8 protein-coding genes are annotated in these 12,951 nt (G+C 56.0%); 2 read left to right on the forward strand and 6 right to left on the reverse strand.

Translation table 11 applies throughout. The features are described from left to right. Positions 1-54: 54 nt before the first annotated feature. The 4 genes from glrR to purL all read right to left on the reverse strand — a co-directional run bounded on the left by glrR (position 55) and on the right by purL (position 8,430). A complete protein-coding gene (gene glrR / locus A6U95_RS26250) occupies positions 55-1,395 on the reverse strand; it encodes a two-component system response regulator GlrR (RefSeq protein WP_021178888.1) in 1,341 nt (446 codons plus the stop codon). Beyond that, complete coding sequence (gene qseG, locus A6U95_RS26255; protein WP_065686624.1) at positions 1,392-2,273, reverse strand: two-component system QseEF-associated lipoprotein QseG; 882 nt, start codon at positions 2,271-2,273, stop codon at positions 1,392-1,394. Before qseG ends, glrR begins: the two co-directional genes overlap by 4 nt. A gap of 3 nt (positions 2,274-2,276) precedes the next feature. After that, a complete protein-coding gene (locus tag A6U95_RS26260; RefSeq protein WP_065686625.1) occupies positions 2,277-3,713 on the reverse strand; it encodes a HAMP domain-containing sensor histidine kinase in 1,437 nt (478 codons plus the stop codon). Positions 3,714-4,536: 823 nt separating this feature from the next. Then, positions 4,537-8,430 carry a phosphoribosylformylglycinamidine synthase gene (gene purL, locus A6U95_RS26265; RefSeq protein ID WP_198927326.1) on the reverse strand — a complete coding sequence of 1,298 codons (3,894 nt, stop codon included), beginning with the start codon at positions 8,428-8,430 and terminating at the stop codon, positions 4,537-4,539. 275 nt (positions 8,431-8,705) lie between these two features. Here purL and mltF point away from each other — a divergent pair, with 275 nt between their 5' ends. Next, a complete protein-coding gene (mltF, locus tag A6U95_RS26270; RefSeq protein WP_065686627.1) occupies positions 8,706-10,163 on the forward strand; it encodes a membrane-bound lytic murein transglycosylase MltF in 1,458 nt (485 codons plus the stop codon). Positions 10,164-10,180: 17 nt separating this feature from the next. Here the strand turns inward: mltF and tadA are convergent, their stop codons facing one another. After that, positions 10,181-10,687: a tRNA adenosine(34) deaminase TadA gene (tadA, locus tag A6U95_RS26275; protein ID WP_065686700.1), complete on the reverse strand. Its 507-nt coding sequence runs from the start codon at positions 10,685-10,687 to the stop codon at positions 10,181-10,183. A gap of 328 nt (positions 10,688-11,015) precedes the next feature. On the opposite strand from tadA, the gene yiaY reads away from it, so the two are divergent. Continuing rightward, entirely contained in the window at positions 11,016-12,167 is a 1,152-nt protein-coding gene (yiaY, locus tag A6U95_RS26280) for an L-threonine dehydrogenase (protein WP_065686628.1), read from the forward strand. Between the two features lie 39 nt (positions 12,168-12,206). Here yiaY and yfhb read toward each other — a convergent pair whose 3' ends face one another. Beyond that, positions 12,207-12,854, reverse strand: coding sequence for a phosphatidylglycerophosphatase C (yfhb, locus tag A6U95_RS26285; RefSeq protein WP_024529371.1), 648 nt, complete (start codon positions 12,852-12,854; stop codon positions 12,207-12,209). Positions 12,855-12,951 lie beyond the last annotated feature (97 nt).

The following is a 12,951-nucleotide window of genomic DNA, read 5'->3' on the forward strand; positions in this document are numbered from 1 at the left end:
TCATTCCGGCTACTTTGTTGAGAACCTGCGCATGCAGGTTCAGAAAAGAAAACATCATTCTTTGAAATCGTTGGCATCCAGTTCATGGCGCGACAACAATTTATAGAACTCAGTACGGTTACGGCCCGCCATGCGCGCGGCCTGGGTGACGTTACCCTTGGTGATCTGCAACAGTTTACGTAAATAGTGTAATTCAAACTGGTTGCGCGCCTCGACAAAGGTCGGCAGCGCCGTGTTTTCCCCTTCCAGAGCCTGCTCGACCAGCGCTTCACTGATCACAGGTGCCGTGGTCAATGCCACGCACTGCTCGATCACGTTCACCAACTGGCGCACGTTGCCGGGCCAACTGGCGGTCATCAGGCGTTTCATGGCATCGGAGGAGAAACTGCGTACAAAAGGTTTGTGGCGCAGCGCCGAAGCACGTAGCAGATGGTTGGCCAGCAGCGGGATATCTTCGGCCCGCTCGTTGAGCGCCGGTATTTTCAGGTTAACCACGTTCAGACGGTAATAGAGATCTTCACGGAACTCGTTTTTTACCATCGCCTTAGGCAGATCGCGGTGGGTGGCGGAAATGATACGTACGTCAATATCCAGATCGCGGTTGCTGCCCAGTGGGCGCACCTTGCGTTCCTGCAACACGCGTAGCAATTTTACCTGCAGCGAGAGCGGCATATCGCCAATCTCATCCAGGAACAGCGTGCCCCCTTCTGCCGCCTGGAACAAACCTTCACGGCTGCTGACGGCACCGGTGAACGCCCCCTTGGCATGACCAAACAGCTCCGACTCCAGCAGTTGCTCCGGCAACGCACCGCAGTTGATGGCGATAAAGGCTTTCTTGGCCCGTGGGCTGGCCGCATGGATGGCCTGTGCCAGCACCTCTTTGCCGGTGCCGCTCTGGCCATTGATCAGCACGCTGACGTCCGACTGGGCGACCATCTTGGCCTGTTCAAGCAACCGCAGCATAATCGGGCTGCGGGTGACAAAATCCTCACGCCAGCTGTCATCACCGGCCGGGATCGACGACAGCGACAGCGCTTCATCGATCGCCTTATACAACGCATCGCGATCGACCGGCTTGGTCAGGAAGCTGAACACCCCCTGTTGGGTCGCCGCCACCGCATCCGGGATAGAACCGTGTGCGGTCAGAATGATCACCGGCATCCCCGGCTGGTATTTCTGGATCTCGGCAAACAGCGCCATGCCGTCCATTTCATCCATCCGCAGATCGCTGATCACCAGGTCGATCTTTTCGCGGGCCAGCAGGCGCAAAGCCTCTTGTCCGCTTTCCGCCGTGGTAACGTGAAAACCTTCGCTGGTCAGGCGCATTCCCAACAGCTTAAGCAGGCTGGGATCGTCGTCAACCAACAAAAGATTGGCCGGTTTGCGAGCTGTCATTGCGCTGGGGACTCCTTGTTAGCTGCGGGCGGCGTGTAGGTCTCTTCCGGCTCTACCGGCAAGGCGGTACCGGTTTCAGTCACCGGGGCTGGCTCTGCGGGCTCGGCCACTTTGGCGGGTGCTGCGGGCTTGCCTGCGGCATCTGCTTTAGGCTGCGCCACGCTGCTTTCCGGGATTTCCCCCTGCAGTTGCTTGCGTGAGGAAAGCTGGCGTTCGATATCGGTCAGGTTCTCCAGTTTGCGGGAGGTCTCCTGCAACTGGCTCTGCAGATGGATCTGGTTCTGGCGCAGCGAATCGATCTGGCTGTCCGAACTTTCCTGCAGGTGCTGGTAACGCGCCCGCTCGTCAAACAGGCTCACTTGCAACGCCTGCTGCTGACGCCACAGTTGCAGCAATGGACGCAGCGAGTTAGGGAACTCGAGACGATAGCTGTTCAGACGATCGATGATCTGGCGGCGCTCGCTCGAGCTTGGCTCAGCGCTGCCCAGCAAAATGCTTTGCTTGAACACGTTCTGCCAATTGTTGCCCGGCAGGGTTTTCGCTAAGGCTCTGGCCTGCGTGGAGCCGATACGATCGGCGCAGTCCATCGCCCGCAGCCAAAAGAGTGAGTTTTCCAAGGCTTCTTTTTCGTCAAGTTGCCATAGCGTATCGCAAGGTGCAATGCGGTAATCCACCACCTTGGTATCCGGGATCGCTTCCTGTTGCTGCTGGGCCGGGCCGCTACTGACGGCACGATCGACACAGCCGATCAGCAGAAACGGGGCAAAAAGGATCGTGCCCAAAAAAGAAAGCGAATGTTTGCCGAGCGGTGCGCGTAGAGAAACACGCGGTGAACCTTCGGTCTGCGATTGATAAGCGCGATTAGACCCTGTGTACATTATTTATTCATTCTCGGCGGTTAATGGCAATTCAATACGGAAGCAGACGTCGGCATCGGCGAGATCCACTAATGTCAATTCGCCTCGCATACGGCGAATACAGTCCTGTGCAATGCTCAGCCCCAGTCCGCTTCCTTTAACGGCCCCTTTTCTCTGGTGACTCCCCTGGAAAAAAGGCTCAAAAATCATGGTTCGTTCCGCTGGCGGGATCGCGCTGCCGGTATTGGCAACGTCAATCTGTACCCGTTGGCCGACCTGGCGGCTGCGGATCCAAATGTTACCGGATTCCTTGCCGTAGTGCACCGCATTGGAGTAGAGATTATCCAGTACGCGCATTAATAGCGTAGGCTCTGCCCAGCAGATTTCCGCCTCAAGTTTGACTTCCGTGCGGATCATCTTGGCACGTGCTGGCAAACTGTGGGCGGCGACCACCATGTCCACCAGTTCTTCCAGCTCGACGTTTTCATGTTCCGACGGGCCATCTGCCAGTTTGCGGTTGTAATCCAGCAGTTGCTCAATCAGCAATTGTAGATGGCGGCTGCTCTGATCGAGGATCGCCACCACCTCTTTCTGATCGGAGGTGAGCGGGCCTGCCACACCATCGGCCAACAGCTCGGTGCCTTCACGCATGCTGGCCAGCGGCGTTTTCAGCTCATGAGAGATATGGCGCAGGAACTCATGGCGCTGTGATTCCAGCCAGGCCAGGCGCTCGCTCAACCAGACAATACGCTGAGCCAAAGAACGCAGTTCACGTGGGCCTTTAAAGGACGCCGTCATGCCGATGGGGCGCCCTTCCCCCAAGCGGTTAATCATACGCTCAACGGCCTTGACGGGCCCGATAATCATGCGGGTAAACAGCACCACCAACAGCACGCTGACCAGAAACAGCAACAGCGCCTGCCAGCCAAAGTATTGGCCGCGCTCGGCGATCGCCTGTTGCAGTTGCTGCCCACGGGAAAAAATCACGGTGCGCGTGGCCTGGACCATTTCGGCGTTGGAATGTGAAAAAGACTCTAACAGTTGTGAAGCGTCCTTGTCCGGCCCGCTGCTCTGGCACTTGATGGTGGCAAGCTGAGTCAGCAGTTTACGTAGCGTCTGGTAGTAACGTTCGTCCGGCAGGATCGGGGCGTGGGCATCCAGCATTTGTGAATACTGTTTTCGCTGGTTCTGGTACAGCCGCTCCAGGGTCGGATCGACCAGTACGCAATACTGGCGATAGCTGCGCTCCATTTCCAGCGCCACGCTGGTCATTGCCTCACTACGGCGGGCATCCACCAGCGTCGTACGGTTGATATCTGCCGCCTGCGCGCTGAGATGATCCAGGCTTTGGTAGGCCTGATAAGCCAATACCAGCAGCGGTAACAGCACCAGCAGGAACGCCATTACGACCAATTGGCGCAACGAGCGTGGAAATAGACGCCATCTTTTCAAAGAAATCATCTCATTATCTCTAGTCTGCCCAGATGCTAACCGACAATCCGGGGAGAGAAAAGCCCGGCAGCGGATTAATGGCGCTTAGATAAGCAAAAACGCGTTATCCCCAAAAGAGGAAATTGATGTGGTTTGGGAACGTATCGAGGGAAATAACGAAGGCAATGCGGTTTGGATATTGACGCTGGGGCATGATGCCCCATCGCAAGGAATATGTGGATGCCCTTACTCCTCGTCCCCAGGTGATGTAGCACTAGGCTGGCATCTGATCAGGACGAATAGCATCCAAAAAGTATCCGGGATTGATGAACGCTTCATCACAGTTGGATACTAGGCGGTGCCTCACTCCACGTGTCGTCCGATGCTTGATAAAGTCGCTTGCGCGTCTGTTATCGGTTTGGTTGGACGATAGGCACCATTTCTTAGGCATCATTCGGAGGCTTATGAGGCGCTGTTCCGTACTAGACGGGGCCAATCATAAAAAGGTGAATGAGCAACTGATAGTTATAATGCACCATCCGTGCCAACTTTATAAAAATATTTTTATCATATTGTTTATTAACAATAAATTATTTTAACGTCACGTCCAGCGCGCTACCTGGGTAGTCGAGTTTGAGTATTAATCCGACACACCGTCGCCAAAACACGACAACTAAATCCAATCGCTTTAACCCTGATTAAAATCAATGAGTTAAGTGTCTCTTTTTAGAGACAGGCAACACGGCCTTTGTCTCAAAAAACCGACATATTAGCTAACCACTTAAAAAATAAAGAAATAAAAAAGGCGCCAACGCGGCACCTTAGTAAACTTTCACGCAAAACTCAGGTTAAATCACCCCAGTTGCTTGCGAGCGTTGCGGAACATGCGCATCCAAGGGCTGTCTTCACCCCACTCCTCTGGATGCCAGGAGTTGCTGACGGTGCGGAACACGCGTTCAGGATGCGGCATCATTACGGTGGCGCGGCCATTGCTGCTGGTCACTGCGGTAATCCCATTCGGTGAACCGTTCGGGTTGGCAGGGTAAGCTTCGGTCACTTGACCATGATTGTCGACAAAGCGCAACGCAACCAGGCCGTGATGTTCCAACGCCGCCAGATGCGCCGCATCGCGCACTTCTACATGGCCTTCACCATGAGAAACGGCAATCGGCATGCGCGAGCCTGTCATACCCTGCATAAACAGCGACGGGCTACTGGCCACTTCCACCAGACTGAAGCGCGCTTCGAAACGATCCGACAGGTTGCGCACAAAGCGCGGCCAATGTTCAGCCCCCGGGATCAGTTCACGCAGGTTAGACATCATCTGGCAACCGTTACAAACGCCCAGTGCCAAGGTCTGCGGGCGATGGAAGAAATCGGCAAACTCATCACGTACGCGCTCGTTGAACAGTATCGATTTCGCCCAGCCTTCCCCGGCACCCAACACGTCGCCATAAGAGAAGCCGCCACAGGCCACTAACGTGTGGAACTCTTGCAGATCGCGGCGGCCTGCCAGCAGATCGCTCATGTGAACGTCAACCGCATCAAAACCGGCACGGTGGAACGCCGCCGCCATCTCAACGTGGGAGTTAACCCCTTGCTCACGCAATACCGCAACCTTGGGGCGTGCGCCCTTGGCGATATAAGGTGCCGCGATGTCGTCATCGGTCGCGAAGGTCAGCTTGACGTTCAGGCCCGGATCGCGTTCATCCTGCTTGGCCTGGTGCTCCTGATCGGCACATTCCGGGTTATCACGCAGGCGCTGCATCTGCCAGGTGGTTTCAGCCCACCAGGTACGCAGGGTGTTGCGGCTTTCGCTGTACACCGGTTTGCCAGCGCTGGTGATAACGAAACGATCGCCACTCAGCGCCTGGCCAAGGTGATGCACGTTATCCGTCAGACCGTGTTGGGCAAATATTTGCTGTACGGCTGCCAGCTGCGCAGCTGGCACCTGGATCACCGCGCCCAGTTCCTCGTTGAACAAGGCAGCCAAGGCGTCGGAACCCAGCGCCTGAATATCGACTTCCACGCCGCAATGCCCGGCAAATGCCATCTCGGCCAAGGTGACCAACAGGCCGCCATCAGAACGGTCGTGATAGGCCAACAGCGTACGATCCGCCACCAGCTGCTGCATCGCGTTGAAGAAACCGGCCAATTGCTCCACGTTGCGTACATCGGCTGGCTTGTCGCCCAGTTGGCGATAGACCTGCGCCAACGCCGTTGCCCCCAGGGCATTGTGGCCATTACCCAGGTCGATCAGTAACAGTGCGCTATCACCTTTGTCGGTACGCAGTTGCGGCGTCACGGTGTGGCGCACATCTTCGACGCGAGCAAATGCGGTGATCACCAGCGACAATGGTGACGTCATTTCCCGCTGTTCATTGCCTTCCTGCCAGCGGGTTTTCATCGACATCGAGTCTTTACCCACCGGAATGGTGATCCCCAACGCTGGGCAAAGTTCTTCCCCCACCGCCTTCACCGCTTCATACAGACCGGCATCTTCGCCAGGGTGGCCCGCTGCGGCCATCCAGTTGGCGGAAAGTTTCACCCGCTTGAGCGAACCGATTTCCACCGCGGCCAGGTTGGTCAACGCTTCCCCTACCGCCAGGCGGCCAGAGGCGGCAAAATCCAGCAATGCGACGGGAGCACGCTCACCGATCGACATCGCTTCCCCGTAATAGCTGTCCAGGCTGGCCGTGGTTACTGCACAGTCGGCTACCGGGATCTGCCACGGGCCGACCATCTGGTCACGCGCAACCATGCCGGTGACGGTACGGTCGCCAATGGTGATCAGGAAGGTTTTCTCCGCGACGGCTGGCAAGTGCAGCACCCGCTCGACCGCATCGGCAATGGAGATACCAGCACGCTGCAACGCTTCGCCGCTCGCCTGTTGACGTTTCACGTCGCGGGTCATTTTTGGCGTTTTGCCCAGCAGCACATCCAACGGCATGTCGATCGGCTGATTGTCAAAGTGACGATCGTTGAGCGTCAGATGGCGTTCTTCCGTCGCTTCGCCAATCACCGCGAAAGGCGCGCGCTCACGGCGGCAGATTTCCTCGAAGGTCGCCATCTGCTCAGGCGCTACCGCCATCACATAACGCTCTTGGGATTCGTTACACCACACTTCCAGCGGGCTCATGCCCGGCTCGTCGTTGAGAATGTCACGCAGTTCGAAACGGCCACCGCGGCCACCATCGCTAACCAGTTCCGGCATCGCGTTCGACAGACCACCGGCACCCACATCGTGGATAAACAGGATCGGGTTGCTATCGCCCATCTGCCAGCAGCGGTCGATCACTTCCTGGCAGCGGCGTTCCATTTCCGGGTTATCACGCTGCACCGAAGCAAAATCCAGATCGGCATCAGACTGGCCAGAGGCCATCGACGAAGCAGCCCCGCCGCCCAAACCGATGTTCATCGCCGGGCCACCCAGCACCACCAGTTTGGCACCAACGGTGATCTCACCTTTTTGCACATGATCGGCGCGGATGTTGCCCAGGCCGCCTGCCAGCATGATCGGTTTGTGGTAGCCACGCAGCTCAACACCGTTGTGGCTATTGACGCGCTCTTCATAAGTACGGAAGTAACCGACCAGCGCCGGACGACCAAACTCGTTATTGAATGCCGCGCCGCCCAATGGGCCTTCGGTCATGATATCCAGCGCGGTGACGATGCGATCCGGTTTGCCGAAATCCTGCTCCCAAGGCTGTTCGAAACCCGGAATACGCAGGTTGGAAACCGAGAACCCTACCAGGCCAGCTTTCGGCTTCGCGCCACGGCCGGTTGCGCCTTCGTCGCGGATCTCACCGCCAGAACCGGTCGCAGCGCCTGGCCAAGGCGAGATCGCCGTTGGATGGTTGTGGGTTTCCACCTTCATCAGGATGTGTGCTTCTTCCTGATGATAGTCATACAGGCCGCTTTGCGGCGCGGCAAAGAAGCGCCCTACCTGGGAACCCTCCATCACCGCTGCGTTATCTTTATAGGCAGAAAGCACGTAGTCCGGCGTCTGCTCAAAGGTATTTTTGATCATTTTGAACAGCGACTTCGGTTGCTGTTCGCCGTCGATGACCCAGTCGGCGTTGAAAATCTTGTGGCGGCAATGTTCGGAGTTGGCCTGTGCGAACATGTACAGCTCAATATCCGTTGGGTTGCGCCCCAACTCGGTAAAGGCGGCCAGCAGGTAGTCGATCTCGTCCTGCGCCAGGGCCAGCCCCAGTTTGGTGTTGGCCTGTTCCAGCGCGCTGCGGCCTTGGGCCAGGATATCCACCGTCTGATACGGAGCGGGCTGATGATGAGAGAACAGTGTTTCCGCCTGTTGCAGCTCGCTGAATACCGTTTCCATCATGCGATCGTGCAGCAGGGTGGCAAGCTGTTGCCACTGGGCCTCGGTCAGGGTCGGCGCTGTGACATAAAATGCCAGGCCGCGTTCAAGGCGAACCACCTGCGTCAGGCCACAGTTATGGGCGATATCGGTGGCTTTGGAAGACCATGGCGAAATGGTGCCCGGGCGTGGCGTCACCAACAGCAGTCGGCCTTGCGGAGCATGTTCAGCGAGAGAAGGGCCGTACTTGAGCAACCGCTGCAGCTTGGCCTGCTCTTCGGCGCTTAACGGTGCGCTGACATCGGCAAAGTGAACGTACTCGGCATAGATATCAACGATCGGGAGTTGAGCATCCTGGCAGCGGGACAGTAGTTTGGTAATACGAAAAGCCGATAAAGCGGGCGAACCACGCAGTATTTCCATAATCAAAGTTCTCTCGTCTTCGAAGCAACTGGGTTCAGCACTTCATTGGGCGCAACAGGGGGAAAACGCGCGCCATTATAGATAATCCAAGCCGCCGACGAAACCGTTTGCGTAGCTATTATTGATAAAAGCTATTCCCGCTGCCGAATTCTCATAACCTATCAATAAAGTTGCGCGCTGGCGTAATGTTGCGCAAAATGCCCCGGCACTGGTGATTTAACCATAAAAAAAACCTGATTACGGTCAACATAAAGCGTGCATTTATTTGAGATAACTATTTGAAACGCCTAAAAATAAATTACATTCTAATCGGTGTTGTAGCCCTACTGCTGGCGCTTGCCCTGTGGCCCAATATCGCCTGGCGTGGTGGACAGGGAGGCCAACTCGAGGCGATCAAAGCGCGGGGGGAACTGCGCGTCAGCACGTTAAACTCACCGTTAACCTATTTCACTACCCCACAGGGGCCTAGTGGCCTTGACTATGAGCTGGCCAAAAGCTTTGCCAACTACCTGGGGGTCAAGCTGGTGGTGATCCCACACCAAAACATCAATGACCTGTTTGACGATCTCGATGATGACAATGCCGATATTCTCGCCGCCGGGCTGATCTACAACCGGGATCGCCTCAGCCGGGCCAGTACCGGCCCAGCGTACTATTCCGTTTCCCAGCAGTTGGTTTACCGGTTGGGAACCACGCGGCCAAAAACCTTTGCTGATATCAAAGGCAAGCTGGCGGTCGCCTCCGGTTCAGCCCACGTCAGCACGCTAAAGCAGCTCAAACAAAGCAAATACCCCGATCTCAGTTGGGAAGCGTCGAGCGATATGACCTCGAAAGAGCTGCTGGAACAGGTGGCCGATGGCAAGCTGGATTACACCATCGGCGACTCCGTGACCATTGCCCTGTTGCAACGCATCCATCCACAGCTGGCCGTCGCTTTTGACATTACCGATGAAGAACCTGTGACCTGGTATCTTAAGCGCAGCAATGACGATAGCCTGTACGCCGCGCTGCTGGATTTTTATAGCCAAAGGGTAGAAGACGGCACGCTGGCCCGATTGGAAGAGAAGTATCTGGGGCACGTGGGCAGTTTTGACTACGTTGATACCAAAACCTTCCTGTCGGCCATCGACTCGGTATTGCCCACTTTCCGCTCACTGTTTGAAAAGTATGCCAGCGAAATTGACTGGAAACTGCTGGCCGCCATCGCTTACCAGGAATCGCACTGGAATCCGCAGGCGACCTCCCCCACCGGTGTCCGTGGGCTGATGATGCTGACCAGAGCCACTGCCGACGGCCTGGGCGTCACCGACAGGCTCGATCCGGAACAGAGTATTCAAGGCGGGGCGCTCTATCTGCAGCGTCTGATGGAGAAGGTGCCCGACACGGTGCCGGAAGATGAACGGATCTGGTTCGCACTGGCCGCCTATAACATGGGCTGGGGCCATATGCTGGACGCGCGTAAACTCACCAAAAGCCAGCAAGGCAATCCCGACAGCTGGGTCGATGTGAAACAGCGCCTGCCGATGCTGAGCCAGAAGCGCTACTATCCGTCACTCACCTATGGCTATGCCCGTGGCCGCGAAGCCTATAACTACGTGGAAAACATCCGCCGTTATCAGGTCAGCCTGGTGGGCTATCTGTTGGAAAAAGAGAAGAAAGCGGTAGAAGCGATGAAACAGGCCGAACTGGCCAAGGGCTATCCGGCCGTGGAGGCCAAACTGGCGCTGGCCCTGTAGTTATTCCCGATAATTCTTTACTGCGGGTCTTTTCCGGCCCGCTGCGCCAGTTTCAGCGCTTTTTTCTGATCGCGGCGCATGCGGAAAAAGTTGCTGAGGGTGGCAGCGCACTCTTCTGCCAGCACGCCCGAGACGATTTCTACCTGATGATTCATGCCCGGATGGCGCAGAATATCCACCAGCGAACCCACCGCCCCGGTTTTTTCATCGGCCGCACCGTATACCAAACGACGGATGCGGCTGTGCACCATAGCCCCGGCGCACATCACGCAAGGCTCCAGCGTGACATACAGCGTGGCATTCAGCAGGCGGTAATTCTGCAATACCGCCCCCCCCTGCCGCAGCGCCATGATTTCAGCATGAGCGGTGGGATCGTGGCGGCCGATCGGCCGGTTCCAACCTTCGCCAATCACCTGATTGTCCAGCACCAGCAGCGCCCCAACCGGCACCTCACCTTCTTCCTGCGCACGTTGAGCCAGGCTTAACGCCTGACGCATCCAATACTCATCACTATATTCATTCACCACATCAGTCCTCGTGCGCATCGCGGCGGGCATTATACACACTAGTCCCTTTTGCCGCAGCCACTCGGCCTTGTTGATGCAAATAAGCTTGAACCTGCCACGTTTGTCGATCGCTCAAAACGCCACCAACAAATCAATAACATCATATTTAATGATGATTAAATTTTGTTCACCTCTTAGAATTTCAGATAAACGTTATAAACTGGTGGAAAATCAAGCCGTAAAATTAAGCAAATTTTTTCTAACTAAATTGTGATAGATCATATTCTCTTATGCATTAGCACGATAAGGTTTACCTCACGCAAAAAGCCTTTATAAGGAGTAGGTTATGGCTGCCTCAACATTCTTTATCCCTTCCGTCAACATGATTGGTTCCGGCTGTCTGGAAGACGCGGCAAAAACCATGAAAGAGCATGGTCTGCATAACGCACTGATCGTGACCGACAAGGTTTTGAACGGCATTGGCGTCGTCGCTCAGGTGCAAGCCCTGTTAGCGGCACAGAACATTGAAAGCTGCGTCTATGACGGCACGCATCCCAACCCGACCACGGAAAACGTAAAACAGGGCCTGGCACTGTTGCGCGAGCATCACTGCGACTGTGTCGTTTCTCTGGGTGGCGGTTCGCCGCATGACTGTGCTAAAGGGATTGCCCTGGTCGCCGCTAACGGCGGGGAAATCAAAGACTATGAAGGGGTTGATCGCTCAGCTAAACCACAGCTGCCGGTCGTCGCGATCAACACCACTGCAGGTACCGCTTCCGAGATGACGCGTTTTTGTATCATCACCGACGAAGCGCGCCACATCAAAATGGCGATTGTCGACAAGCATGTCACCCCGATCCTGTCGGTAAACGATCCTCACCTGATGGCTGGCATGCCAAAAGGCCTGACCGCCGCCACGGGTATGGATGCTCTGACCCACGCTATCGAAGCTTACGTCTCCAGCGCCGCCAACCCAATCACCGATGCCTGCGCGCTGAAAGCCGCCACCATGATTGCCGAGTCTTTACGTGATGCGGTCAACGATGGGCAAAACATGCAGGCGCGCGAGAACATGGCCTATGCCCAGTTCCTGGCCGGTATGGCATTTAATAACGCCTCATTGGGTTATGTGCACGCTATGGCGCACCAGTTGGGTGGTTTCTACAACCTGCCACATGGCGTGTGTAACGCCGTGCTGTTACCGCACGTGCAAGAGTTCAATACTCAGGTTGCCGCTGGACGTCTGAAAGACATTGCCGCCGCTATGGGCGTAAATGTTGCAGGCCTTAGCGATGAGCAAGGGACTGCCGCTTGTATCGCCGCCATTCGCCAACTGGCGAAAGACGTGGGAATTCCTGCTGGCTTACGCGATCTGCAAGTCAAAGAAGAAGACTTTGCTACGTTAGCCACTAACGCCCTGAACGACGCCTGCGGATTTACCAACCCAATTCAGGCAAGCCACGAACAGATCGTTGCAATCTTTAAAGCAGCCATGTAACCGCTGCCAGGCTCCCTCGTTTTACTGGGGGAGCCTCATTTAATCCAACTGCTGTAACTCGCCTTCTTTACCTACCCGCCAGCGGTGTTCGCAAAAATAGAGCAAAGGGTTATCCTGCTTGCTGTCGCTGTAGCCACTGAACAATTTCAATGGCGCTCCCAGACGCTGCTCCAGTTGCACGACCTTTTGAACTCCCAGGCAGCGCATGGGCAATACCCAGCCCCCGTAACGACGCACAATGCTGCTCCCCACCAGTTGTACCCGTGGCAAGAACGCAGAGTCCCGATAAACCTGCTCCACCAGCCGTTCCGGCGAGCCGGTGATCAACCACACCTGAGCATCCTGGGCATCCAGGTACTGGCGCAAACGCATCTGCACGACCGGAAAGGCGGTGACCTTACGGCGAAAATAGTCGACAAATTTCGCCTCCAGTGCTTTCAGCCTGGCCTCTGAACGGCCAAAAGTCATTGCCCACAATAGCAGGCTCATGGGCCAGCGCGTTGCCCGCCCACCGATCAACAAACCCAATCCGATAATGGGCAACAGTGGCACCACCAGCACCAGGTTCAACGGCAGATGCCGTAGCAAAAAGCGCAGGAAACTGCCAAACATGTCTTCCTGATGCAAGGTGCCATCCAGATCGAAAAATACCACGCGCTGGGCCTGTGCAACCGGTTTGTCAGTCAAGCGTTACTCCTCGGGATCGTTGACCCCATTATGCAGGTGAAAATACAACCGGCTATTATCGTAATCACTAGACCGACCAGATACAACCGACATTGGT

Source organism: Serratia sp. 14-2641 (assembly GCF_001692375.1).
In the GTDB taxonomy this organism is placed as follows: domain Bacteria; phylum Pseudomonadota; class Gammaproteobacteria; order Enterobacterales; family Enterobacteriaceae; genus Chania; species Chania fonticola_C.

Excerpts from the sequence above, each read along its gene's own strand:
- qseG (WP_065686624.1), bottom strand. The coding sequence starts at position 2,273 with ATGTACACAGGGTCTAATCGCGCTTATCAATCGCAGACCGAAGGTTCA.
- yiaY (WP_065686628.1), top strand. The coding sequence starts at position 11,016 with ATGGCTGCCTCAACATTCTTTATCCCTTCCGTCAACATGATTGGTTCC.
- A6U95_RS26260 (WP_065686625.1), bottom strand. The coding sequence starts at position 3,713 with ATGATTTCTTTGAAAAGATGGCGTCTATTTCCACGCTCGTTGCGCCAA.
- glrR (WP_021178888.1), bottom strand. The coding sequence starts at position 1,395 with ATGACAGCTCGCAAACCGGCCAATCTTTTGTTGGTTGACGACGATCCC.